General features: G+C 69.2%; 23 protein-coding genes. 5 read left to right on the plus strand and 18 right to left on the minus strand.

Going from position 1 to position 24,649, the window contains the following annotated elements; translation table 11 throughout:
- Window positions 1–64: 64 nt before the first annotated feature.
- Both F3H57_RS17495 and F3H57_RS17500 read left to right on the plus strand, forming a co-directional pair.
- Entirely contained in the window at window positions 65–571 is a 507-nt protein-coding gene (locus tag F3H57_RS17495) for a TRAP transporter small permease (protein WP_149757418.1), read from the plus strand.
- Between the two features lies 1 nt (window position 572).
- Window positions 573–1,853: a TRAP transporter large permease gene (locus F3H57_RS17500; RefSeq protein WP_149757420.1), complete on the plus strand. Its 1,281-nt coding sequence runs from the start codon at window positions 573–575 to the stop codon at window positions 1,851–1,853.
- Between the two features lie 9 nt (window positions 1,854–1,862).
- On the opposite strand, the gene F3H57_RS17505 is transcribed toward F3H57_RS17500, so the two are convergent.
- The 10 genes from F3H57_RS17505 to F3H57_RS17550 form a co-directional block, all read right to left on the minus strand.
- On the minus strand, window positions 1,863–3,392 hold the full coding sequence (locus F3H57_RS17505; RefSeq protein WP_188129730.1) for a class I adenylate-forming enzyme family protein: 1,530 nt from the start codon (window positions 3,390–3,392) through the stop codon (window positions 1,863–1,865).
- A 71-nt stretch (window positions 3,393–3,463) separates the two neighbouring features.
- Complete coding sequence (locus tag F3H57_RS17510) at window positions 3,464–4,579, minus strand: acyl-CoA dehydrogenase family protein (RefSeq protein WP_149757423.1); 1,116 nt, start codon at window positions 4,577–4,579, stop codon at window positions 3,464–3,466.
- Window positions 4,580–4,581: 2 nt separating this feature from the next.
- Window positions 4,582–5,778 (minus strand): acyl-CoA dehydrogenase family protein, encoded by a 1,197-nt coding sequence (locus F3H57_RS17515; RefSeq protein WP_149757425.1) that lies wholly within the window; start codon window positions 5,776–5,778, stop codon window positions 4,582–4,584.
- Window positions 5,779–5,795: 17 nt separating this feature from the next.
- Window positions 5,796–6,971, minus strand: a complete 1,176-nt coding sequence (locus F3H57_RS17520; protein ID WP_149757427.1) for an acetyl-CoA C-acyltransferase — start codon at window positions 6,969–6,971, stop codon at window positions 5,796–5,798.
- A complete protein-coding gene (locus F3H57_RS17525; RefSeq protein WP_149757429.1) occupies window positions 6,968–9,079 on the minus strand; it encodes a 3-hydroxyacyl-CoA dehydrogenase NAD-binding domain-containing protein in 2,112 nt (703 codons plus the stop codon). The genes F3H57_RS17520 and F3H57_RS17525 overlap by 4 nt, the downstream gene beginning before the upstream one ends.
- A gap of 26 nt (window positions 9,080–9,105) precedes the next feature.
- A complete protein-coding gene (locus F3H57_RS17530; RefSeq protein WP_149757431.1) occupies window positions 9,106–9,936 on the minus strand; it encodes an IclR family transcriptional regulator in 831 nt (276 codons plus the stop codon).
- A 10-nt stretch (window positions 9,937–9,946) separates the two neighbouring features.
- The gene (locus F3H57_RS17535; protein ID WP_149757433.1) at window positions 9,947–11,284 is read right to left on the minus strand and encodes a TRAP transporter large permease; all 1,338 of its coding nucleotides are present in this window, start codon (window positions 11,282–11,284) and stop codon (window positions 9,947–9,949) included.
- 3 nt (window positions 11,285–11,287) lie between these two features.
- Window positions 11,288–11,797, minus strand: a complete 510-nt coding sequence (locus F3H57_RS17540) for a TRAP transporter small permease (protein ID WP_149757435.1) — start codon at window positions 11,795–11,797, stop codon at window positions 11,288–11,290.
- Window positions 11,798–11,875: 78 nt separating this feature from the next.
- Complete coding sequence (locus F3H57_RS17545) at window positions 11,876–12,925, minus strand: C4-dicarboxylate TRAP transporter substrate-binding protein (RefSeq protein WP_149757437.1); 1,050 nt, start codon at window positions 12,923–12,925, stop codon at window positions 11,876–11,878.
- Between the two features lie 223 nt (window positions 12,926–13,148).
- Window positions 13,149–13,979 (minus strand): IclR family transcriptional regulator domain-containing protein, encoded by an 831-nt coding sequence (locus F3H57_RS17550; protein WP_223163121.1) that lies wholly within the window; start codon window positions 13,977–13,979, stop codon window positions 13,149–13,151.
- A 345-nt stretch (window positions 13,980–14,324) separates the two neighbouring features.
- On the opposite strand from F3H57_RS17550, the gene kduI reads away from it, so the two are divergent.
- Window positions 14,325–15,149, plus strand: coding sequence for a 5-dehydro-4-deoxy-D-glucuronate isomerase (kduI, locus tag F3H57_RS17555; protein ID WP_149757441.1), 825 nt, complete (start codon window positions 14,325–14,327; stop codon window positions 15,147–15,149).
- Window positions 15,146–15,886, plus strand: coding sequence for a 2-dehydro-3-deoxy-D-gluconate 5-dehydrogenase KduD (kduD, locus tag F3H57_RS17560; RefSeq protein WP_149757443.1), 741 nt, complete (start codon window positions 15,146–15,148; stop codon window positions 15,884–15,886). The genes kduI and kduD overlap by 4 nt, the downstream gene beginning before the upstream one ends.
- 119 nt (window positions 15,887–16,005) lie before the next feature.
- Here the strand turns inward: kduD and F3H57_RS17565 are convergent, their stop codons facing one another.
- From F3H57_RS17565 to F3H57_RS17595, 7 genes are all read right to left on the minus strand, one after another.
- The gene (locus F3H57_RS17565) at window positions 16,006–17,271 is read right to left on the minus strand and encodes an MSMEG_0569 family flavin-dependent oxidoreductase (RefSeq protein ID WP_149757445.1); all 1,266 of its coding nucleotides are present in this window, start codon (window positions 17,269–17,271) and stop codon (window positions 16,006–16,008) included.
- On the minus strand, window positions 17,268–17,567 hold the full coding sequence (locus F3H57_RS17570; RefSeq protein ID WP_149757448.1) for an MSMEG_0570 family nitrogen starvation response protein: 300 nt from the start codon (window positions 17,565–17,567) through the stop codon (window positions 17,268–17,270). Before F3H57_RS17570 ends, F3H57_RS17565 begins: the two co-directional genes overlap by 4 nt.
- Window positions 17,560–18,540: a sll0787 family AIR synthase-like protein gene (locus F3H57_RS17575; protein ID WP_149757450.1), complete on the minus strand. Its 981-nt coding sequence runs from the start codon at window positions 18,538–18,540 to the stop codon at window positions 17,560–17,562. Before F3H57_RS17575 ends, F3H57_RS17570 begins: the two co-directional genes overlap by 8 nt.
- Window positions 18,537–19,091 carry an MSMEG_0567/Sll0786 family nitrogen starvation N-acetyltransferase gene (locus tag F3H57_RS17580; RefSeq protein WP_149757452.1) on the minus strand — a complete coding sequence of 185 codons (555 nt, stop codon included), beginning with the start codon at window positions 19,089–19,091 and terminating at the stop codon, window positions 18,537–18,539. Before F3H57_RS17580 ends, F3H57_RS17575 begins: the two co-directional genes overlap by 4 nt.
- On the minus strand, window positions 19,088–20,212 hold the full coding sequence (locus F3H57_RS17585) for an MSMEG_0568 family radical SAM protein (RefSeq protein ID WP_149757454.1): 1,125 nt from the start codon (window positions 20,210–20,212) through the stop codon (window positions 19,088–19,090). Before F3H57_RS17585 ends, F3H57_RS17580 begins: the two co-directional genes overlap by 4 nt.
- Window positions 20,205–21,179, minus strand: a complete 975-nt coding sequence (locus F3H57_RS17590; RefSeq protein WP_149757456.1) for a Nit6803 family nitrilase — start codon at window positions 21,177–21,179, stop codon at window positions 20,205–20,207. Before F3H57_RS17590 ends, F3H57_RS17585 begins: the two co-directional genes overlap by 8 nt.
- Before the next feature lie 73 nt (window positions 21,180–21,252).
- The gene (locus F3H57_RS17595) at window positions 21,253–21,735 is read right to left on the minus strand and encodes an MSMEG_0572/Sll0783 family nitrogen starvation response protein (RefSeq protein WP_149757458.1); all 483 of its coding nucleotides are present in this window, start codon (window positions 21,733–21,735) and stop codon (window positions 21,253–21,255) included.
- Between the two features lie 258 nt (window positions 21,736–21,993).
- Between F3H57_RS17595 and F3H57_RS17600 the strand changes: the two genes are divergently transcribed.
- A complete protein-coding gene (locus tag F3H57_RS17600; protein WP_149757460.1) occupies window positions 21,994–23,361 on the plus strand; it encodes an aminotransferase-like domain-containing protein in 1,368 nt (455 codons plus the stop codon).
- 9 nt (window positions 23,362–23,370) lie between these two features.
- Here F3H57_RS17600 and F3H57_RS17605 read toward each other — a convergent pair whose 3' ends face one another.
- Entirely contained in the window at window positions 23,371–24,534 is a 1,164-nt protein-coding gene (locus F3H57_RS17605) for a M20 aminoacylase family protein (RefSeq protein ID WP_149757462.1), read from the minus strand.
- Between the last annotated feature and the right edge of the window lie 115 nt (window positions 24,535–24,649).

Below are 24,649 nucleotides of genomic sequence, written 5' to 3' on the forward strand. Positions count from 1 at the left end.
GCGTCGCGCCAAGGCGGCCGGCGGACCCTCTCCCCGCCGGCCGCACCCGAGGAGGATCTGACACATGCCACAGCTTTACCGCCGGGCGGAATTCGCCGTCGGCGCCACCATCCTTGCGGTGATCACCGGGCTCGTCTTCGTGGCGGCGGTCATGCGCTTCTTCGGCCAGCCGCTGATCTGGTCGGTGGACATGGCGCAGCTTCTGTTCATCTGGCTGTGCTTCATCGGCGCCACCCGCGCGCTGCGCGAACGCGCGCATCTGGGCGTGGACCTTCTGATCCGGTTTCTGCCCTTCGCCGCGCGGCGCTGGGTGGAGACGGTCATCGCGCTCGCCACGCTGGTCTTTCTCGGCATCCTCGCCTGGCAGGGCTACGGGCTGACGATGATGAACCTCGAACGCCAGTTCGGCGACAGCGGGCTGAGCTATGCCTGGGTCACCATCGCCGTGCCGGTCGGTTGCGTCCTGCTCTCGGTCGCCATCGTGAGGAACTTGGTGCAGTCCTGGCGCTCCGCCGACGAGCTGATCTTCGCCCGCAACCCGGTGCGCGAGACCGCGCCCTCGGAGCTTTGACATGGGTCTGATCTCGGTCGTCTTCCTCGTGCTGCTGCTGATCGGCGCGCCGGTGGCCATCGCCATCGGCATGGCCGGCTTCACCTTCTTCCTGACCTCTCCGGTCATGCCGCTGTCCATCGGCGTGCAGAAGATCGCGACGGTCAGCCAGAGCTTCCCGCTGCTCGCGGTGCCGTTCTTCGTGCTCGCCGGGCACCTGATGAACGAAAGCGACATCACCGACCGGCTCTTCCGGTTCTCGCGCGTCGCGGTGAGCTGGATGACCGGCGGTCTGGCGCAGGTATCGATCATCCTGTCGACGCTGATGGGCGGGGTCAGCGGTTCGGCCGTCGCCGACGCCGCGATGCAGAGCCGGGTGGTCGGCCCGCAGATGATCGCGCAGGGTTACGCGCGCGGCTACACCGCCGCGGTGATCGCGCTCAGTTCGCTGATCACCGCCACGATTCCGCCGTCGATCGGGCTCATCCTCTACGGCTATGTCGGGCAGGTTTCCATCGGGCGGCTCTTCATGGCCGGGATCGTGCCGGGCGTGCTGATGATGCTGTTCCTGATGGTCGCGGCCTGGGCGGTGGCCAAGCGTCGCGGCTACGGTGTCGCCAGCCCCGAACCGCCCGAGCCCGGCGCGCTGGGCCGTGCCGCGTGGGACGCGAAATGGGCGCTTCTGTTTCCGGTGTTGCTGATCGTGTCGATTCGCGGCGGGGTCTTTACGCCGTCCGAGGTCGGCGCCTTCGCGGTGGTCTATGCGCTGCTTGTCGGCACGGTCGGCCACCGCGTGATGACGTGGGAGAGGGTCACCCGCGCGTTCGCCTTCGCGCTGTCGGATATCGGGATGATCATGCTCATCATCCTGATGTCGGGGATGCTCGGCTTTGCCATCATCTTCCTGCGCGTGCCGCAGGAGGTCGCGGACCTGCTGCTGGGCGGTCTTTCGAACCCCCTGGTGATTATAGCGGTGATCCTGATCGGGCTGTTCCTCGCCGGGCTCTTCATCGAAAGCACGATTCTGGTGCTGCTGCTGACACCGATCCTGGTGCCGGTGGTGCGTGACGTGGGCGTCGACCCGGTGCATTTCGGCATCCTGATGATGAGCATCGTCACGCTCGGCGGCATGACACCGCCGGTGGGCGTGGCGATGTTCACCGTGTGCAGCCTGCTCGATACCCCGATCGAGGACTACATCCGCGACAGCCTGCCGTTCTTCGTGGCCATTGTCACGCTGATCCTGGTGTTGCTGTTCTTCCCGGGCCTCACGCTCTTCCTGCCGAACCTCATGTTCGGCTGAAGGCGCCGGTCAGCCCGCCGGCGTGTCGTCCAGAAGATCCGCAAAATGTGTCATGAGCGCGTGCTTGAGGATCTTGCCGGTCGATGCGGCGGGCAGGGCCTCCACCACGAAGATCCGCCCGGGGCGCTTGTAGCCTGCCAGCCGGTCGGCGGCAAATCGGGCCAGTTCCCCGGACGTGACCGCACCGGGGGCGACCGGCTGGCAAAAGGCGAGCACCTCCTCGTCGCCGTCCGCCGCGCGTCCGATCACCGCCGATTGAACCACGGCGGGATGGTCGTTCAACGCTGCCTCCACTTCCGGCGGGTAGACGTTGAAGCCGCCTCGGATGATCAACTCCTTGGCGCGGCCGACAATGTGCAGCCGGCCGCCTGCGTCGATCCGGCCGAGATCGCCGGTGCGCATGAAGCCTTCGGGCGTGATCGCCGCCGCGGTCGCCTCGGGCGCGCGGTAATACCCCTTCATCACGTGCGGCCCGCGGGTCAGCACCTCGCCGACGTCTGGCTCCGCCCCGACGCTGTCGTCGAGCGTCACCTCCACCCCCGGCAGCGGTGGGCCGACGGAGATGTCGGGATCGCCGATGGCGTTGCGCGTGCCGCTGACACCGGCGGTCGTCTCGGTCATGCCGTAGCCATTCTGGAGCGGCAGGCCGTAGAACGCCTCCGCCTTGCGCTTCCACGCAGGGTCCAGCGGTGCCGCCCCGGAGGAGACGTAGCGCAGCCGCGCCTCGGGGCCGAGCCTGTCGTGTCCGGCGGTCGCGGCATGCGCCATCAGGAGCGCGTGCATCTGCGGCACCCCGGGAAAGACCGTGACCCCGCGGCTCAGCGCCGCGAACAGCGCTTCTGCCGAGAAGCGCGCGGAAAACTCGACCGTGCAGCCGGTCAGCGCGGAGGCCATGAGCATGGAGGCGAGGCCGAAGACATGCGTCATCGGCAGCGCGCCGTAGACATGGTCATCCGGCGTGAGCGCGCGCAGATCGCGCGAGGCGCCGGCGGCAAAGGCCAGATTGGCGTGGCTCAGCATGACGCCCTTGGGCGTGCCGGTGGTGCCGGTGGTATAGAGCATCGCCGCCACCTGCTCCGGCCCCTCGGCGACCGGATCGGGCGAGGCCGCGCCGGTGCCGGGGGAGAGGCGCAGCTCCCCGGCGCGCAAGGGGCAGGGACGGGCGCCGGCGGCCTCGGCATGCGCGGCGGCATCGGTGGAGACGTGCGCGGCGTAGAGGATGCAGCGCGGATCGGCGTGCTGTGCCACCCGGTCGATCTCTGCCGCCGTCAGGCGCGCGTTGACCGGTACCGCAACGGCGTCGAGCCGGCTGGCTGCGAAGATCAGCGCGGCGAGCGCGAGGCAGTTCTCAGCGACGATCAGTACGCGGTCGCCGGGGCCGACGCCCTCGTCCGCCAGCATCCCGGCCGCTTCGGCGATGCAGGCGTCGTAGTCTCTCCAGCCTATCGCTGCGCCGCCGATATCGATGACGGCGCAGGCGTCCGGCCGGGCCGCGACATGCGGGGCGAGCATCTCGTGGATGCGGGTGATGTGGCTCATGCGGATGTCCTCCCTCCAGGACACGGGGCCCCCCTCCGCCGCCGCGACCCCGGTCCGTCGTTGAAGCCGCCTCAGGCGGCGCTCAGCCGGATGAAGCGTTCGAGGTGGTGGTCGGCATCGCCGAAGCGGTGGTCGACCATGATCAGCCGCTTGGCGAAGTGACCCAACGCGTATTCCTGCGTCATGCCGATCCCGCCATGCATCTGTATCGCTTCCTCGGCCACGAGCCGCCCGGCGCGGCCGATCAGGTTCTTGGTCGCGCTCACGTGCCGCTCGCGCTCCGCCCGGTCCGCGCCGAGGTGCCCGGCGAGGTTGATGACGGCAGAGCGCGCCTGCTCGATCTCGATCAGCACGTCGGCCATGCGGTGCTGCAGCGCCTGGAACTTGCCGATGGGCTGGCCGAATTGCTTGCGCCCGCGCAGGTAGTCGACGGTCAGCGCGCGGATCGTCTCCATCAGCCCCAGCGCCTCGGCAGAGAGGGCGCAGGTCGCGCGCGCATGGGCGCGTTCGAGCGCGTCGAAGGCGCCGCCCTCGGGGCCGATCAGCGCCTCGGCGGGCACGCCGTCGAGCGCCACCTCCGCCGCGCGGCCGCCGCCGTTCATCGGGTAGTCGCGAAGCGTCAGCCCCTCGGCCTCCGCCGGCACGCGGAAGAGCGAGATGCCGTCCGTGTCCGCTGCCTCTCCGCCCGTGCGGGCCGAGACGATCAGCGTCTCTGCCGCCGCGGCGAAGCCGACGACGCTCTTGCGGCCCGAAAGGCGCCAGCCGCCGTCGTGCTGCTCGGCCCGCGTCTCCACATGCTCCAGCGTGTAGCGCGAACCGGGCTCGGCATGGGCGAGCGTCAGGACCGTGCCGGCGATGGCGGCCTCGGCCGCCTCAGTCTCGCCGAACTCCGCCAGGAGCCCCGCGGCGAGTACGCCGCTTTCGATCAGGGGCACCACGGCGCCGGCGCGGCCGATTTCCTCGAAGACCACCGAGATATCGAAGCCGGCGCCGCCGAAACCGCCCGCGTCCTCGGGCAGGAGCGCGCCGATCACCCCCATCTCCGACAGCCCAGACCAGAGGCCCGGGTCGAATCCTGTCTCACCCTCGGTCGCCTTGGCGGTCGCCTCGTGCGAGGCGGTGTCCCCCAGGTAGCGGCGCAGGCTGTCGGAGAGCATGCGCCGTTCGTCGGTCAGCTCGAAATTCATCGTCAGAGCTCCAGGATCGCCTTGGTGATGATCTGGCGCTGCACCTCGTTGGAGCCGCCGTAGATCGAAAGCTTGCGGTTGTTGAAATAGGTCTGTGTCGCGGGCATCGCGTAGTCGGGGCCCACCGGTTCGACATTGCTGCCTTCGTCCAGCGCCTCGGACACGAAGGGCAGGGCGTAGGGGCCAACCGCCTGCCGGGTGAGCGCGTTGATCTCCTGCCGGATCACCGTGCCCTTGATCTTGAGCATCGACGATTCCGCGCCGGGCGCCTGGCCCGCGGCGGCGGCGGCGAGGGTGCGCAGGTTGGTGGTGGCCATCGCCATCAGGTCGATTTCCACCTGCGCCATCTTCGCAGCGAAGATCGGGTTCTCGATCAGCGGCCGGCCGCCCGCCCGTTCCAGCCCGGCGATGCGGCGCAGGTTTTCCAGCCCCGCGCGGGCGAACCCGACGCCGGCGATGTTGGTGCGCTCATGGGTCAGAAGGTACTTGGCGATGGTCCAGCCCTGGTTCTCTTCGCCCACGAGGTTCTCGGCCGGGACCTCCACGTTGTCGAACCAGACTTCGTTCACCTCCGCCTCGCCGTCGATCAGCACGATCGGGCGGACCTCCACGCCGGGGCTGTCCATGTCGATCAGCAGGAAGGAGATCCCCGCCTGCGGCTTGCCCTCTTTCGAGGTGCGCACGAGGCAGAAGATCTTGTCGGCGTACTGGCCGAGCGTCGTCCAGGTCTTCTGGCCGTTGACCACGTAGCTGTCGCCCTTGCGCTCTGCCGTGGTCTTGAGCGAAGCGAGGTCGGAGCCGGCGCCCGGCTCCGAATAGCCCTGGCACCACCAGTCGGTGCCGTCGAGGATGCGCGGGAGGTAATGGTCCTGCTGCGCCGTGCTGCCGAAGGTCATCAGCACGGGCGCGAGCATGTTGATCCCGAAGGGCACGATGCGCGGGGCGTGGGCGCGCGTGGTCTCTTCCTCGAAGATGTGCCGCTCCACCGCGTCCCAGCCGGGCCCGCCGAAGCTTTCGGGCCATGTCACGCCGAGCCAGCCGCGCTCGTTGAGGATCGCGTGCCATTCCTCGTAATCGGCCTTTTCCAGCCGCTTGCCGGTGCGCACCTTGTCCTCCAGCCGCCGGGGCAGCTTTTCGGCAAGAAAGGCCCGCACCTCGTCGCGAAAGGCGATCTGGTCGTCGGTATAGCTGAGGTCCATGGGCGGCCCCCTTCCTTTCAGAAGATCTCGAACAGGCCGGCGGCGCCCTGGCCGCCGCCGATGCACATGGTCACGACGCCAAGCTTGGCGCCCCGGCGGTGCCCCTCGATCAGAAGATGCCCGGTCATCCGTGCGCCGGTCATGCCGAACGGGTGGCCGACCGCGATCGACCCGCCGTCGACATTGACGATGTCGTTGTCGATCCCCAGCCGGTCGCGGCAGTAAAGCGCCTGGCTCGCGAAGGCCTCGTTCAGCTCCCACAGGTCGATGTCGGAGACCGAGAGCCCGTGACGTTCCAGCAGGCGCGGCACCGCGAAGACCGGGCCGATGCCCATCTCGTCGGGCTCGCACCCGGCGACGGCGAAGCCGCGGAAGCGGCCCAGCGGCGCCAGCCCCGCGCGCTCGGCCTCGGACGCGTCCATCATCACCAGCGCGGCGGCCCCGTCCGAGAGCTGCGATGCGTTGCCGGCGGTGATGTACTTGCCCTCGCCGCGCACCGGCTGGAGCTTTTCGAGCCCTTCGAGCGTGGTGGAGGGGCGGTTGCACTCGTCGCGGTCGATGGTGACCTCTTCGTGCGTGACCTCGCCCGTCTCCTTGTTCTTCACGGCCTTGGTGACCGTCATCGGCACGATCTCGTCGTCGAAGCGGCCGGCCTCCTGCGCGGCGGCGGTGCGCATCTGGCTCTGGTAGCCCAGCTCGTCCTGCGCCTGACGCGAGACGCCGTAGCGCTCGGCCACGATGTCGGCGGTGTCGATCATCGGCAGGTAGAGGTCGGGCTTGTGTTCGAGGATCCAGTCGTTGGGCGCATCGTCGGGCGGCGGCTGCACGCCCGAGATCGACTCGACCCCGCCGACCAGCACCGCGCGCGCGCCCTCGGCGCCGATCATGTGCCCGCCCATGGCGATGGCCTGCAGGCCCGAGGCGCAGAAGCGGTTGACCGTGGTGCCGGCGATGCTGACCGGCAGGCCGGCGCGGATCACCGCCTGCCGCGCGACGTTGCGGCCCGTCACTCCCTGCGGATAGCCGCAGCCCCAGATCGAGTCCTCGATCAACGCGGGGTCGATGCCGGCGCGCTTGACCGCCTCGGCAGCGACATGGCCGGTCAGGTCCGCGCCGTGGGTGATGTTGAACGTGCCGCGCCCGGCCTTGCCGATGGCGGTGCGGGCGGCGGATACGATGACGGCGTCGGTCATGCGGCATCTCCGGTTTGTGCGTCGTTGAGATCCTGGAAGCTGCGGCCCTCGGCCACGAGGCGCTTCAGAAGCGGGGCGGGCTGCCAGAAGAAGGGGTCTTCCTCGGCGTAGCGTTCGATATCGGCCAGAAGGGCGGGCAGCCCTTCGCTGTCGGCCCAGTGCATCGGCCCGCCGCGCCAGCGCGGGAAGCCGTAGCCGTAAAGGAACGTTACGTCGATATCGAGCGGGCGCTGCGCGATGCCCTCCTCGAGCACGCGGGCGGCCTCGTTCACCAGCGCGGCCATGTAGCGGCGCTGGATCTCGGCCTCGGTGAACTCGCGGCGGCTGGCGCCCTGCGCCTCGCGGGCTTTCTCGATCAGGTCGAGCACCTCCGGATCCTCGGTGCCGCCGCGGGCGCCTTCCTCGTAGATGTAATAGCCGCGCCCGGTCTTCTGGCCGAGCCGGCCGAGATGGTAGAGCTCGTCCGCCCAGGTCGGCACGATGTCGCGCGGATCGCGCGTCGTGGCCCGGCGCTGGCGGGTGGCATAGCCAATGTCGAGACCGGCCAGGTCGCCCATCTCGTAGGGGCCCATCGGCCAGCCGAAGGCGCGCACCGCGCGGTCGACCTCGTAGGGGCTGGCGCCGGCCAGCACCATGCGGTCGGCGCTGGCACGGTAGGCCGACAGGATGCGGTTGCCGATGAACCCGTCGCAGACCCCGGCGCGCACCGCGGTCTTGCCCATCTTCTTGGCGAGCGCGAAGGCGGTGGCGGTCACCTCCGGCGCCGTGGTGTCGGGCACGACGACTTCCAGCAGCTTCATCACGTGCGCGGGCGAGAAGAAGTGCAGACCGATCACGTCGGCGGGCCGCGAGGTGGTCGCCGCGATGGCCGCCACGTCGAGGTAGGAGGTGTTCGTCGCCAGCACCGCGCCCGGCTTCATCACCCGGTCGAGCGTGGCGAAGACCTCCGTCTTGACGTCCATGTCCTCGAACACCGCCTCGACGGCCAGGTCGGCGTCGGAAAGCGCGTCATACTCCGTCGCGGTGCGGAAGGCGCCCGAGAGGATGGCGTCGCGCTTGTCCTCAGCGAGCTTGCCGCGCTTGACCGCGCCGTCGAGCGTGCGGGTCACGGTCGCTTGCGCCTTCTCCGCCGCCGCGTCGTCGCGTTCGATCAGCGTCACGTCGAGCCCGCCGAGCAGCGCCGAGGCGGCGATACCCGATCCCATCGTGCCGCCGCCGATCACGCCGATCCGGGACACGTCGCGGGGGGTCACGCCCTTCAGCTCCGGCAGCTTGGCGGTCTTGCGTTCGTTGAAGAAGGCGTGGATCAGCCCGGCGCGCTGGGGCGTGTCGATCATCTCCTGGAAGATGCGCCGCTCCTCGGCCATGCCGTCCGCGATGTCGCGCGCACAGGCGGCTTCGATCGCGTCGATGGCGGCGAGGCGCGCGACCTCTCCGCGGTTGCGCCTGGCCCAGTGGGCGCGCGCCTCTTCCAGCGCGGCGTCGTCCGCCTCGGGACAGGGCAGGGTGCCGACCGGGTGCGGCGCGGCGCCGTCCGCCACCAGGTCCCGCGCGTAGGCAAGGCCGGCCGCCTTCGGCGCGCCCTCGCCGAGCCGGTCGGCGAGGCCGATCTCGACCGCCTCTTCGGCGGCGACCGATCCGCCGGCGGGAATGATTTCCAGCGCCTTCTTCAACCCGACGAGGCGCGGCAGCCGCTGAGTGCCGCCCGCGCCCGGAATGATGCCGAGCGTCACCTCGGGCAGGCCGAGCTTGGCGCCCGGCATCGCGACGCGGTAGTGACAGCCGAGCGCGACCTCCAGCCCGCCGCCGAGCGCCGCGCCCTGGATGGCGCAGATCACCGGCTTCGGCGCGGCCTCGATGTGGCCGACGAGGTCCGGCAGGCTCGGCTCCTTCGGCGGCTTGCCGAATTCGGAGATGTCGGCGCCGCCGAGGAACAGCTTGCCTTCCCCCAGCACCAGCGCGGCCTTCGCGGCGTCGTCGCCGGCGAAGCGGTCGATGGCCTGCCAGAGCCCCTCGCGCACGGCATGGCCGAGCGCGTTGACCGGGGGATTGTCGATGGTGATGACGGCGATGCCGTCCTCGATTTCGTAGGACACGGGGGTGGTCACGTCTGCGCCTCTCTCAATCGTCTCGTTCAGTCTCGGGTCGCCAGGCTCGATCCCTGGCCCATGATGCGTTCGAGGTCTTCCACCGCCTCGGCCAGCCTCGGGCCGAGATCCTCGCGCATCCGTTCGACGCTTAGGTCCTGCGGCAGCGCCCCGCAGGTGAAGATCACCGGCTCGGACAGATCGCGCGACCGGAAGGGCCGGGCGACGGCGTGGATGGACGGGGCGAAGTACTCGCCCGGGTCGGTGAGCACGTAGCCCTGGCCGAGCAATTGTCCCCAGGCGTGGCGGCGCACCGCCTCCGCCCTCTCGCGGGTGAGGCCGCGGTCGCCGTCCACTGCCGCCAGCGTCTCGCGGAAGAGCCGCGCATCCATTGCCGCGAGCATCGCGTGACCCGAGGACGAGCCGTTGAACGGCACCCGGTGCCCGACCTCGAGCCAGAGCGAGGACACGCCGCGCGGTCGCCAGGTGCGCACGATCAGCATCTTGCGCCCGTCGCGCACCAGCATCAGCGCCAGCGTCCCGGTCTCGTCCGCGAGCCGCTGCATGATCGGGCCGGCGATCTCCACGAAGGTGATCGACGCCGCCGCGACATTGCCGAGCGCCAGAAGCGCCGGGCCGGGCCGGTAGAGGTCGTGGCGCCCGGCATGGGTGAGATAGCCGAGGCTCTGCAGCGTGAAGGTCAGCCGCGAGACGGTGGATTTCGGCAGGCCCGTCCGCTCGGCGATCTCGCCGTTGCCGAGCCCGTCGTCCGAGGCGCGGAAGGCCCGCAGCACCGCCAACCCGCGCGCCAGCGTCTCCGCGAAGCGGCGGTCGCGCTGCGGCGCGGGCGGGGTGTCGGTCTGGCCGGTCTCGGTCATCGCGTCCTCTTCACATGCTCGACGGGATTAACAGCGACAGGATCGGGAAAGCCATCAGCAGGCCCAGCACGACCATGTCCACGCCCAGGAACCGCAGAATCCCGGCAAAGATCCGGTCGATGGGCACGTCGCGGCCGACCACGCCCGAAATGACGAACACGTTTAGCCCCACCGGCGGCGTGATCAACCCGATCTCCAGAAGCTTGATGACCACCACGCCGAACCAGATCAGGTCCCAGCCGTAGCTTTCCACCAGCGGCACCATCAGCGGCAGCGTCAGCACCATGATCCCGATCGGGTCGAGGAACATGCCGAGAAGGATGTAGATCGCCCCGATCGCCACCAGCAGGACCAGGGTCGACAGTTCTGCCGCCGACACCGCCGCGACGATGTCGTTGGCCACGCCGGTCAGCGCGATGAACGCCACGAATATCTTCGCGCCGGCGGCGATGAGGAAGATCGACGTGGTCTGGATCACTGTCTCGCGCAGGCTCTCCCACAGGCCCGCGAAGGTCAGCTTGCGCTGGGCGAAGCCGATCAGGACCGCCGCGCTGACGCAGACCGCGGCGGCCTCCGTCGCGGTGAAGAAGCCGCCGTAGATGCCGCCCACGATGATGGCGAAGAGCGCCGCGGCCGGCCAGGCCTCGCGCGCCGCGTGCCAGCGCTCGGCCGCTGTCACGGTGCCCGTGAAGGCCGGCGCCGCCTCCGGGTCGCGCTTGACCCAGACGAAGATCACCAGAAGGAACCCCGCGAGGGTCAGAAGCCCCGGAATGATCCCGGCGAGGAACAGCGCGGAGATCGAGGTTTCCGTAAAGATACCGTAGATGATGAAGAGGACCGACGGCGGGATCAGCGACCCCAGCGTGCCGCCTGCCGCAACTGACGCCGTGGCCAGTCGCTTGTCGTAGCCCAGCCGCAGCATTTCCGGGCTGCAGATCCGCCCCATGGTCGAGGCGCAGGCGATGGACGATCCGGTGATCGCCGAGAAACCGCCGCACCCCATGACCGAGGCCATCGCCACCCCGCCGGGCACGCGCACCAGCCAGACCCGCGCGGCGTGGTAGATCCGCGTCGTGATCTCGGCCCGGTAGGCGATGTGCCCAAGCGCCACGAACAGCGGGATCATCGACAGGTCGTAGGAATGGATGAGGTCGAAGGAGTTCGAGAAGACGAGGCTCGCCGTCGGGGTCCAGGCGCGCTCGGGCAGGAACTCTCCGGTGCGCAGGGCGAAGATCACGAAGGTGCCGAGGCTCGCCACGCCCGCCAGCGCGAAGGCGATGGGCACGCGCAGGGCCAGCAGCCCGATGACAGAGGCGAAGGCGACAAGGCCGATGAGTGTTCCGTCCATTGCTCAGCGCACCTCGCCGTATCCGGTGGGTGCCAGCGGCTGTCCTCGGCGCAGGGCGCGCAGATCGCCCGCCACCATCAGCGCCAGCCGCAGCCAGCAGATCGACACGCCGAGAAGGAAGATCGCCCGCCCGGGCCATTTCGGCAGGGTCAGGTCGCCGAAGAAATAGGCGCCGGAGGCGAGGGCGCCGGTCGTCTCGCGCCAGCCGGCCCAGATCAGCGGCGCCAGCGCCAGAAGCCCGAAGACCGACCCGAAGATCACCAGCGCGTCGCGGCCCCTTTCGGGCAGCCGGTTGGAGAACACCTCCACCACGATATGCGCGCGGTTCGCGGTGGTGGCGGCCATCGGCAGAACGATGGCCGCCACCATCAGCTCGCGCACCAGTACGATCGCGTCCGGCACGCTGCCGTTCACGAGAATGCGCAGGAGCACGGTCGCGGTGATCAGCAGGCCGAGCCCGAGCACGGACAGGATGGCCAGTTGCACCAGCAGCATCTCGACGCGGCGCAGCATGTGGAACCCTCGTTCAGGTAAGACGGATCGGAGCGCGCGCCGCGGCACGGCGCGCGCGAGGAGGCGGATGGCGCGGGCTCAGCCGTCGCCGTTCTCCCAAGGGTAGCCGTCGCTGTCGCGTTGCCCGGCGTACTTGTCCAAGAGGCTCTTGTAGGTCTCCAGGATGTCGGCGCCGTCGAGCCCCATGCCGTTGACCTGGTCCACCCATTCGTCGACATAGGTGGCGCCGGCCTCCACGAGCCGGGCGCGGTCCTCCTCGGGCAGTTCGATGATCTCGACACCGGCCTCGCGCATGGTCTCGATCGCGGCCTCGTTGTCGGCTGTGATGAGCCGGCCGAGTTCGTCCGACATCTTATCGCCGGCCTCGAGCAGGATTTCCTGCTTCGGCGGCTCCAGACGGTCGAAGGCGTCCTTGTTCATGAATACGCCGAGCGCGCCGGTCTGGCCCCAGTTGAGGAGCGTGTAGCTGTCGATCACCTCCTGCTGCTTCAGCGCCGCCGTGGCGTAGGAATAGGTCTGCGAGCAATCCAGCAGGCCGGTGTCGAGCCCCTGGTAGGCGTCGTAGATCGACATCGGCACGAGGTTGGCGCCGAAATCCGCGAAGGTGTCGCCGTAGGCCCCCACGCCGCGGACCTTGAGCCCCTCGATATCCTCGACCGACCGGATCGCAGCGCCCTGACAGGCGATATGCACCGCCGAGGTGGTGAAGGTGCCGAGATAGACGAGGTTTTCCGCCGCCATCGCCTGTTTGAGGCCGTCATGGGTGCGCATCATCTCGTCGGTGGCCTTCATGCCGACCCAGGCGTCGGCGTTCTCCAGCGGCATGTCGGCGATGCGGTAGGGGGCCATTTCCTTGGGGAAGTACACCGCGATGATCGTGCCCATGTCGGCCACGCCGTCGGCGATGCCCGACAGGGCTGCGCTCGCCTTGAAGAGCGCGCCGCCCCACTGGATGTCGAGATTCATTTCACCGTCCGACAGTGTGTCCACCTGCTCGGCGAAATACGACAGCGCCTCGCCGCGGGCGCCGCGGTTCGGGCCGGCCTCCCCGACAAAGAACGTCTGCGCGCCGGCGGCTCCGGCCGACAGCATCAGAGTGCCCGCAAGCGCGGATCTCAGCATGGTCATGGTGGTCCTCCCTTTTCCACTATGCAGAATTTATTTTTGCCAAGTGAAACTCAGGTCGCAGAAAACGTCAACCGGGGCCGCGCCAGGGGCGCGGGGTCTTGCCGAGCCGGATTTCATCGTAAGGACGCGGCTGTAGGATGCGCCTGCTCAGGCGCGGGAATACGGGCGCATCTGCCGATGCCGCGCGCCGGGCCGGTGGCCTGCCGATCCGGCCCGAAGCGCCTCAGCCGGCTCCGACCGGCGACGCCGTGCCGATGGCGGCGCCGCTATAGCCGAGCGCGCGGGACGCCTCGAGTCCGGCCGCGCGCAGTTGGGCGGCGATCTCGGGTTTCTTCGCCTCGTCGAAGCGGAAGAGCGGAAAGGCCACGCTGATCGCCGCCGCCGAGGTGCCCATGTGGTCGAGCACCGGCGTCGCCATGCAGCGCACACCGGCCTCGCTTTCCTCGATCTCCTCGGCGATGCCGGTGGCGCGGACCTGCATGAGCTCTGTGTGCAGCGTTGCGGCATCGGTGATGGTGCGCGGCGCGAGCTTCACGAACTGCATCCGCGCCAGGCGGTCGTTCACCTCGTCATCGGCGCGAAAGGCCAGCAGCGCCTTGCCGAGCGACGTCGAGTGCAGCGGGTTGCGGTAGCCCAGCTTGGACTGCATCGCGAGGCTGTAGGTGCTGTCGTATTTGTGAATGTAGGTGACGCGCTGGTCGTGACCGTCCATCACGCCGAGATTGATCGCTTCGCCCGTGGCCCGGGACAGCCCGCCCATGACCCGGTCCGCGACGCGCAGGACGTCCTCCTGCCCGCGCAGGGACTTGGCGCCCAGGCTGAAGAGCTTCAGCGTCAGGTGGTATTTCTCGGTGTCGGGATCCTGCGCGACATAGCCGAGGTCGGCCATGGTCTGCAGCAGACGGTGCGCGGTGCTCTTGGATGTCATCGCCGTATGCGCGAGGTCGGCCAGCCCGGCGCTGCGCTCCTCGACGAGTGCCTCCAGCACCGAGAAGACCTTCAGGACCGCGGCGACGTTTTCCGTCTTCGGGGAGTGCTGGCTGGACATGGACATCCCGTGTTTTCTGGAATTGGAGTCTGAAATCTGGCGACAGGCGAGTCAACGTGTCTGAGATGTGTGGCATAGTGCGTTGGTATCGATCTTTTATATGCGAAATGGAGCGTCGTTCCAATTTTGGTTGATCCACTCCGGAAACCATGTTCCCTTATTTCCGAAATGCTGTTTCAAAAACTGATGCAGCGGGACAGGGACGAGATCGCAGTGCAGTCGCCGCCCGGATTCGGGGTTCGGACAGGCGCCCGCTGGGACATGCGCCCGCTGATCTGCCTCGTCACCTTCGGGCTGGGCGCGGCCTCGGCCCCTGATCCCTGACGTCCCGAACCGATCAAGGAGTTTCCCATGCAAACAGTTGAGACCCGCCACGCGGTGCATCCCGATCACGTGCGGAGCATGGACACCACCGCGCTGCGCGACCATTTCCTCGCACCCGGGCTCTTTGCCGCCGGCGAGATCCGCCTGTGCTACACGCATTACGACCGCATGGTGATCGGCGGCGTGGTGCCGGACGGCAAGGCGCTGACGCTCGAGACGGTGGAGGAGACGCGCACCGCCACCTTCCTGGAGCGCCGGGAAATGGGGGTCGTGAATATCGGCGGCGCCGGGAGCGTGACCGCGGACGGCACCACGCACGAGATGAAGCGCGGCGACGTGCTTTACCTCGGCATGGGCACCGGGCCGGTGTCTTTCGCGGGACAGGGGCGGTTCTACGTCGCTTCCGCCCCCGCGCACCGCTCCTGTCCGACCGCTCTGGTGACGGTGGAGGGCGCCAGGGAGGTGACGATGGGCGCCGCGGAGACCTCCAACAAGCGCACCATCCGACAGTTCATCCATCCCGAGGTGATCGACAGCTGCCAGTTGACGCTCGGCTACACCGCGCTCGAGGCGGGCTCGGTCTGGAACACGATACCCAGCCACGTCCACGATAGACGGATGGAGGCCTATCTCTACTGGGGCATGGACGACGAGGCGCGGGTTCTGCATCTCATGGGTGAGCCGCAGGAGACACGCCATCTGTTCGTGGCCAACGAACAGGCCGTGATCTCTCCGCCCTGGTCGATCCATTCCGGCGCGGGCATCGGGGAATACACCTTCATCTGGTGCATGGCCGGGGACAACAAGGATTTCACCGACATGGATTTCGTGCAGCCGAAGGAGATGAGATGACCGCCTTTTCGCTCGATGGACGAACCGCGCTGGTGACCGGCGCCAATACCGGGATCGGCCGGGCGATCGCGGTGGCTCTGGCCGGGGCGGGCGCGCGGGTCCTGTGCGCCGGCCGCCGCTCCTGCGAGGCGACGGTGGCCGAGATCGCCGATGCGGGCGGCGCGGCCGAGGACATGCGGCTCGATTTTTCCGACCCGATGGCAGCGACAGGCCTTTTCGCGGAGCGCGAGATCGACATTCTGGTCAACAATGCCGGGATCATCCGGCGCGAGGAGTCCGTCGACTTCTCCGAGGCCGACTGGGACGAGGTCATGGACGTGAACGCCAAGGCGGTGTTCTTCACCTGCCAGGCCTTCGCCAGGGCGGTGATGGCGCGCGGCGGCGCCGGCAAGATCGTCAACATCGCCTCCCTCCTGTCGTTCCAGGGCGGCATCCGGGTGCCGTCCTACACCGCGTCGAAACACGCGGTGGCGGGGCTGACCAAGGTCTTGTGCAACGAATGGGCGGGGCAGGGCGTGAACGTGAACGCCATCGCACCGGGCTACATCGCCACCAACAACACCGAGGCGCTGCGGAGCGATCCCGAGCGGTCGAAGGCGATCCTCGACCGCATTCCCGCCGGCCGCTGGGGTGCGGCCGAGGACATCGCGCAAACGGCGGTGTACCTGTCGGCGCCGGCTTCGGACTACGTGCACGGCGCGGTCATCAACGTCGACGGCGGTTGGCTGGCGCGCTGAGCGCTGGCGGTCGGCACTGGAAAGGCGGTCTGCACGGGTGAACGTCGGCAGATCGACGAGGGTTGGCCCGGTCGAAACGCTGTCCCCGCGCGGCTCAGCGCCACGCCGCGACCGGTTCCTCACGATGCGGCGCGGGCCTCGAGCTGTTCGGCGATGCGGGCGGCGAGGTAGCGGCTGTCCTCCTCGATCCCGAGGAAGCGGCCCGATCCCCAGGTGTTCAGCCAGCCGAGCCCGATGAAGCAGAGCCCCGGCACCGCCGTCACCCCGCGGTGGTACTCCGGCTTGCCGTGCGGATCGAAGACGTCCGCCTCGATCCAGCCGTAGTCGGGCCGGAAGCCGATCGCCCAGATAACCGAGGTGATGCCCGCCTCCGCCAGATCGATATCGGTCGCTTCCTCCGCGGGCTCCCAGACCTTCTCGAAGGGCGGCTCTTCCGGCGCGTCGATGCCTTCGCGGGCGATATGGGCATCGATCTGCTCGCGGATCCCGAGATAGGAGCGATCGGCGTCGTCGAGGTTCTTCGCCAGATCGGGCAGGAAACCTGCGCGCGTGCCGTCCATGTCCGCGAGTGAGCCGTAGAGCGACAGCCCGTGATCGACGTGGAAGCGGCGCAGGTCGATCTCCTTGCCGCCATCGCGGCCGGACATGTAGTGATTGGTCTGGCCGAGCGCCTTCTCCGGGTCCGGATGGGCGTCGATGGTCACGGAATAATGCCCGGCATCGTAGAGCCAGTCGGTCGCGTCGCGCCCGCGATAGTGCCGCGGGCTGCGCGGCGCGGGACCGACGGCCAGGTGCACGTCGCGCCCGTCGCGGATGCAATCCTCCATGATCTGCACGCCCGACTGGCCGGTGCCGACGATCAGCACGCCGCCCTCCGGCAACTGGCCGGGGTTGCGATAGTCCGCGGAATGGATCTGCGCGATCTCCGGCGACAGGCGCTGCGCGAACCCAGGCTCGATCGGCTTGTCGTAGCCGCCGGTGGCGATTACAACCGCCTCCGCCGTCCAGCGGCCATCCGAGGTCTCCACCACGAAGCCGCCGCCGAGGCGCTGCGCCACGCGCGTGACCTCGACGCCTTCGCGCAGGTCGGGCCGCACCCTTTCGGCGAAGGCGTCGAGATAGTCCGCGATCTCGTCCTTCGGCATGAAACCGTGCGGGTCGGTGCCGCCATAGTCGCGGCCGTAGTGGAAATCCGGCAGGCGGCACTGCCAGTTCGGCGTGACGAGGCAAAAGCTGTCCCAGCGGTTGCGCTTCCAGGAGTGGAACGCGCGGTGCCGCTCGAAGATCACGCTGTCGATGCCATGCTGGCGCAGGCAATGGGCTGTGGACAGGCCGGCCTGCCCACCGCCGACGATGGCGACGGGGATGTGCTGGGGGCGGGTCATGTGCGGGGTCCTCCGGTGGAGAGGGTCAGGCAGAGGATCTCGGCCCCGGGGTCGTCCAGGCGGTCGAGCCGCGTCTCGATCCGGCCGAGTTCCTCCATCGCCGCGCTGCAGGCGAAGCCGTAGCTTTGCCGCACCCGCTCCGACGCGCGTTCGAGAGCGGTGCGGGCGCGGCGCCGGAATTCGGGCGCCGGGTAGCTCCGGCCCGGCTCGAACAGTTCGGCCACCACGGAGGAAGGAGAATACAGCGCCTCTTCGGCCCCGTCGGGCCAGCGCACGGTCCAGTATGTCTCAGGCAACGCGGCCTCCGAGGTCGAGATAGGGGGTTGCGGCGTGATCCCAGAAAAGCGCCGTGTCGGTACCGTCGGTCAGCGCCACCTTGCTGCCATGCGTGACGTGGCCGATGGCGCGGGCGTCGATGCCGCGCGCATCGAAACGGGCCGAGAGGGCGGCGGCGTCTTCTGGCGTCACCGACAGCAGGAAACCGAAGCTGGGGAAGCTGCGCAGCCAGCGCGTCACCGGCACGCCGCCGGGCGGCGCCAGCGCGGACACGTCCAGAACCATCCCCACGCCGGAGCATTCCGCCAGCATCAGCGCCGTTCCGGCGATCCCGCCCTGGCTGATGTCCTTGCCGGCGCGCACGAGCCCCGCCTCGGCCAGTTCGGGCAGGAGCGCGAGATCGGCGCGGAGCCGTGCCGCCGGTGCCTCCCCGGCGGCGAAGAAATTGTCGAAGCTGCGATACGCGCCGCGCCGGTCGATGGCGGCGATCAACACGTCGCCCGGGGTCGCGTCGAAACTGGTGATGACCCGTGTCGCCCGGCCGAAGACGGAGGCGGCGAGGCCCAGTTCCCCGGCGGCGAAATTCGTGTGCCCGCCGACGAGCGGTACGCCGTAGGCGGCCGACGCGTCCCGCAGACCTTGCAGGAGCGGTGCGGCAGCCTCGGCGCCCGGCGCCCAGACCTGGCTGAGGATGGCGCTGGCGCGGCCGCCCATCGCGGCGATGTCCGACAGGTTGACCATGACCGCGCACCAGCCCGCGAACCACGGATCGTCCGCGACGAAGCCGGGGATGAACCCTTCGCCGGCGAGAAGGTCGAAGCCCCCCTCGCGCGGCAGCACCGCGGCGTCGTCGCCGGGCGCCCCGGCACTGCCCGCGTCGAGTCCGAGCGCGCGGACTGCCGACCCGATTGCCAGCTTGGAGCGGATCGCGGGATGCGCGCGCAGCTCTTCGGCAAGCGCGGCCAGGGGCGACAGAGCCGTGTTCACGTTCATCGCGCCGCCTCTTCGCGCGGCGGGCAGCGGTGATACCAGCCGGCGACCGGGTCGGGGCAGGGCGGGTAGGCCGCGAGGTCTGCCTGCATCCGCATGTGGGGTACGCCGTGCAGGGACACCTCCTGGATGTCCTGCCAGTGGAGGCGGCGGAACATCGGCACGTTCTGCATCTGCACATGCGCCAGGAACGTCGTGCAGCCGCGCGCCCGCGCGGTGCGGACAGCGAGGCGGATAAGTTCCACCCCCAGCCGGCTGATGGCGCGGAAATCGCGGTCGACCGCGAGGCGCGAGCCCCACCAGAGGCCGGGCGCGTCCTCGTGGATGCGCACGGTGCCGACGATCTCGTCGGCCTCGCTGGCATAGGTCGACAGCGCGACGAGATGCGTGGCCACAAGGTCGATCTCGTCGCGGTCGTGGCCCTCGAAGATGCGCTGCTCGGTCACGAAGACGCGGTGACGCAGCGCCGCCGCGCCGCGCGCCTCGAACGGGGTCGAGGCGGCGCGGATGTAGTAGCCCGGGCACTGGAACTGGCGCGGTTCGACCTCGATCATGCCGCGCCCTCCGCCGGCACGCGCAGCGTCTCGTAGGAGGCAAGGGCCGAACAGGCGCCGCAGCGGCCGCAGCCGGCCTTGATGTCCTCCGACCGGATGCCGGCGCGCACGATCATCTCGCCCAGGGGGCGCAGGAGCGAGGCCATGAACTCGGGCGTCGGCGCCGGGTGGCTTTCCAGCGGCGTGCCGGAGATCGGCACGAACGGCACCACGAAGGGATAGACGCCGAGCGCGCAGAGCCTTTCGGCGGTCGACAGGATCGCCTCGCGCGTGTCGCCGAGCCCGGCGAGGATGTAGGTCGAGACCTGCCCGCGGCCGAACACGCGCACCGCCGCCTCGAAGCTGCTCCAGTACTTCTCGAGCGGCACCGACGCCTTGCCCGGCATGATGCGCTGGCGGACCTCGGGCGTCACCGCCTCCAGATGCATGCCGAGGCTGTCGATCCCGGCTTCGGCCATGCGGGCGTGCCAGGCATCGTCCTCGGGCGGCTCCACCTGCGCCTGAAGCGGCAGGTCGACGGCGGCGCGGATGGCGCGGGCGCTGTCGACCATCACCGCCGCGCCCCGGTCCTTGCCGCGGGGCGTGCCGGTGGTCAGCACCATGTGCCTGACACCGTCAAGCTCCACCGCCGCCTTCGCGACCTCGGCAAGCTGCGCGGGCGTCTTGTGCGCGACGGTGCGGCCGGCGGCGAGCGACTGGCCGATGGCGCAGAACTGGCATGTCTTCTTGCGGCTTTCGTAGCGGATGCAGGTCTGCAGCACGGTGGTCGCCAGCACGTCGCGCGAATGGAGCGCGGCGATATGGCTATAGGGGATGCCGTCCGCGGTGCGCAGCGCGTAGAACTTCGCCCGCGTGGGGAAGCGAACCGTCGCGACCTCGCGCCCCTCGCAGGTCACGCGGGCCGCGCCGGTGTCGTCGGGCGCATCGACGAGGTAGGGGCTGTCGAAGCTGGGCGCGGTGTGCACAGGGATCATCACGGTTCTCTCGCCGATGGTGATCGCCTTGTGGTCCGACGGGCCCGCGCCGCCGCGCCGGCTGTCGTGCCCGGCACGCGGATCGACGAGCCGCATCCCCCGCGTCTGCAATTCGTTGATGAGGCCGGAGTGCGAAAGTTCAGACATCCTGCTCTTCCTCCGTAGCTGGAAGGGGATCGGGAAATGTAGTCGCGTGCCTCGGCCGGGCGGGGCGCGTGTCGTGCGACAGGCTCAGAAGCTCGGGCCGGGCGTAATGGCCGACGCTGTCCATCATCCGCTTGCGCTTGGCGATCAGGCGCATGTCGAGATCGGCGATCAGGATGCCTTCGTTCTGCGTCAGCGGCTCGGCCAGGTGCCGGCCCTCGGGGGAGACGATGCAGGTCATGCAGCCATCGCGAAGGCCCTTCTGAAGCGCGGGGTCGGGGTGGATCGCGGCGATCTGCTCTTCGCTCAGCCAGCCGGTGGCGTTGACCACGAAGCAGCCCGCCTCCAGCGCGTGGTGGCGCATGGTCACCTCGATCTGCTCGCCGAAGACCGGGCCGACGAGCGATCCGGGGAACTGCGCGGCGTGGATCTCTTCGTGCTGGGTCATCAGCGCGTAGCGGGCGAGGGGATTGTAATGCTCCCAGCAGGCCAGCGCGCCGACGCGGCCGACGCGGGTCTGGACCACCGAAAGCCCGGCGCCGTCGCCTTGGCCCCAGACCATGCGCTCATGGTAGGTCGGCGTGATCTTGCGACGCCTCAGCGCCAGCATGCCGTCCGCGTCGAAGATGAGCTGCGTGTTGTAGAGCGATCCGTGATCGCGTTCGTTCACGCCAAGCACCACCACCACGCCGCGCTTGGCGCAGGCATCGGCCACCGCCTGAGTCTCGGGCGAGGGGACGACCACGGCCTCTGCCATCAGCTCCAGATGCGGCTTGCCCTGCTGCACGGGCGGCAGCACGAAGGAGAAGTAGGGATAGTAGGGCACGAAGGTCTCGGGGAAGACGATGAACTCGGCCCCCTTGTCGCCGGCTTCCGCGATGGCGTTCAGCACACGCTCCATTGTGCCGGCGCGGCCCGAAAGGTCGGGCGCGATCTGGACGGCGGCGGCGCGGACGGTGTCGGTTCTCATTCTCGTGGCCTTTCCGGGGAAGGGAATGGCCCGGGCCGCCAACGCGCGGCGGCCCGGCGACGGGCGGCGGCTCTCACACCGTCCAGGTGTCGAGGATCACGGCGTCGGCCTTCTTGTGCAGCAGGATGCAGTCGAGCACGTCCTGCGGCGCGATCGGCGTGATCCCGGGCAACAGCGACGGCTCCCCGTGGCCATAGAGCGCCTGCAACGCGAAGCGGCAGGCATAGATCTTGCCGCCTTCGCCCATGAACTTATTGAGGTTGGCGGCGAAATTCTGGTGGCCGGGAAACGCCTCGTCCCCGAGCGTCGGAAACCCGCGCTGGATGCCCAGCGTCACGCCCGGCCCATAGAGCAGGATCGACGTCTCGTAGCCCTTCCGGTTGAGCCGGATGGCGTTGAGGATGTTCACGAGCCCGATGGACCCCTCGAAGGCCACCGTGTGGAAGGTGACGAGCGCCTTCTCCCCTCCCTCGGCCTTCACGTCCTCGAAGACCTTGTCCTCGTAGTCGACGAAGTAGTCGCCGTCCTTGTGCGCTTCCGCGGTGACTGCAGGCATCTTCCACTCCTGTTGGTTACGTGAGTCGGATGGAGCCTGCTGCGATTGATCCGATCAAATGGCAGTGTAATATGCATACAATAATTGCCCCGGTTTGATGGCTGCAGGCGTTACAAACGCATAAAGCGCGTGCATAAGCTGCCTTGAGGAGCAGAACGTAAAACCAAGCGGAGGGCATGGAGCATTCAATTTTGCATACAAATTGGGTTCAATCGGCCATGCGGGTCACGTAGAACCTGACAACACGGGGGACGATTCGTGACGGACTGGATACCGGGGACGCTCGAGCGCGGCGCGCCGCGCTACATCGCCATCGCGGACGCCATCGCCCGCGACATAAGGGACGGCCGGCTATCGGACGGGATGCGCCTGCCGCCGCAGCGCCAGCTTGCCGAAGCGCTGGGCATCGACTTCACCACCGTCTCGCGCGCCTACGCGGAGGCGCGGGCGCGAGGACACGTCGAGGGGCATGTCGGCCGCGGCACCTTCGTGCGCGGCAGCGTCGTGTCGACCCGGCCCGATCCCGCGCGGACGGGTGAGGCGGATTTCTCCATGAACATGCCACCCGAGCCGGCGGACCCCGCCCTTTGCCGTCGGATGCAGGAGGGGCTGGGCTACGTGTCGGCAAACCTCGTCGCGCTGCTGCGCTACCAGGCGCCGCTGGGCTCGGACCGCGACAAGGCCGCGGCGTCGAGCTGGCTGTCCATGCGCGGCATGGTGCCGAGCCTCGAACGGGTGGCGGTCACGCCCGGCGCGCACGCGACCATGGCCGCGATCCTCTCCATCGTCACCCGCCCCGGCGATACCGTGCTGTGCGAGGCCGTCACCTATCCCGGCTTTCGCAACGTCGCGGGCCGTTTCGGCCTGCGGCTCGTCGGGATCGAGATGGATGATTGCGGCATTGTGCCCGAGGCGCTGGAGGCGGAGATCCGGGCGCATGGGCCGAAGGCGCTTTATCTCAACCCGACACTCCAGAACCCCACGACGCTGACCATGCCGCCGGCGCGGCGCGAGGCTGTGGCGGAGATCCTGCTGCGCCATGGCCTGCGTCTGATCGAGGACGACGCCTACGGCTTCATCCCGGTCAAGGCGCCGGCGCCCATCGCGCTCGCCGCGCCGGAGCTGACCTGGCATATCGGCGGGCTGGCCAAGTGCATCGGGGCGGGGCTGCGCCTCGCCTTCACCATCGCACCGACGCCCGATTGCGCGCATCGGCTGTTCCAGGCGATCCGGGCGCTGTCGGTGATGCCCTCGCCCCTGTCGATGGCGCTGACAACCCAGTGGATCGAGGACGGCACCGCCGACGGCATCCGCCGCTTCATCCGCGCCGAAAGCGCCGCGCGGCAGGACATCGCGGCGGAGGTCCTGAGCGCCCTGCGGTTCCGCGCCGCGGACCACGCCTTCAACCTCTGGCTCGACCTGCCCGAAGGCGTCAGCCGCGCGGAGGTGGTGGCGCGCATGACGCGCCGGCCGCTCGGCCTGATGCCCTCGGACACCTTCACCGTGGAGGGGCCGCCGGCCGAACGGCTGCGCGTCTGTCTCGGCGGTCCGATCGGGCGCGAGGCGCTGCGCGAGAACCTGCGCCACCTCGTGAACGCCTGTGGCGCGCCCGCCTTCATCGGGTAGGGGTGGCCCTCAGCGGGCCGGCAGGCGCCGCTCCACGATCTCGGCCCACCACGAACAGCCGGCGGGAATCGTCTCGTCGTTGAAGTCGTAATCGGGCGAATGCACCGACGCGGTGTCGCCGTTGCCGACGAGGATGTAGGCGCCGGGCCGCTCTTCCAGCATGAAGGCGAAATCCTCGCCGCCCATGACGAGGTCCGCATCCTCGCAGCTTCCCGCGACAGCCTGCGCCACCTCGGCGGCAAAGGCGGTCTGTTCCTCGGCGTTCACCATCACCGGGTAGTTGCGGATGTAATCGACGCTCGCCCGCGCGCCGAAGGCTTCCGCCACGGAGGTGCAGATCGCGGTGAGCCGCGTTTCGGCCAGGTCGCGCACCTCGGGCGACAGGGTGCGCACGGTGCCCTTCAGGTGGACCTTCTGCGGGATCACGTTGAAGGCCGAGGACGAGGTCCGGAACGACGTGACCGACACCACCACTTGCGCCACCGGGTCGGCGTTGCGGCTGGCGATGGTCTGGAGCGCGGTGACGATCTGCGCGGCGACGACCGTGGTGTCGATGGTCTCGTGCGGCTTGGCGGCATGGCCGCCGCGGCCCTCCACCTCGACCTCGAAGAGGTCGGTGGCGGCGAAGAAGGGACCGGGGCGGATCTGGAACTGGCCCACCGGCACGCCGGGCCAGTTGTGCATGCCGTAGACCTCCTCGATCCCCCAGCGGTCCATCATCCCGTCGCGGCACATCTCGCGCCCGCCGCCGCCGCCCTCCTCGGCCGGCTGGAAGATCACCACGACGGTGCCGTCGAAATTGCGCGTCTCGCACAGGTACTGCGCCGCGCCCAGCAGCATCGCCGTGTGTCCGTCATGGCCGCAGGCATGCATCGCCCCGTCGACCGTGGAGGCATGATCGGCCCCCGTGGTCTCGTGGATCGGCAGCGCGTCCATGTCCGCGCGCAACCCGATCGTCCGCCCCGAGGCGGTGGAGCGCCCTCGGATCACCCCGACGACGCCGGTGCGCCCGATGCCGGTCGTGACCTCGTCGCAGCCGAAGGCGCGCAGCTTCTCGGCCACGATGCCGGCGGTGCGGTGCGTCTCGAACAGGATCTCGGGGTGCCGGTGCAGGTCGCGGCGCCAGGCGGTGATGTCGCCGTGCAGTTCGGCAAAGCGGTTCTTGACCGGCATGAAGGCTCCGAAGGATTTGATCAGGTTTCCGCGACACTGCCCGAGCGCACGCCGGGCTGCAAGGTCGCCGCCGGCTCCGGGCCCCGTGCCGGGCGGCGCGGTGGGCAGGCTCTGG

It is taken from the genome of Roseivivax sediminis, assembly GCF_900112685.1.
Classification (GTDB): Bacteria; Pseudomonadota; Alphaproteobacteria; order Rhodobacterales; family Rhodobacteraceae; genus Roseivivax; species Roseivivax sediminis.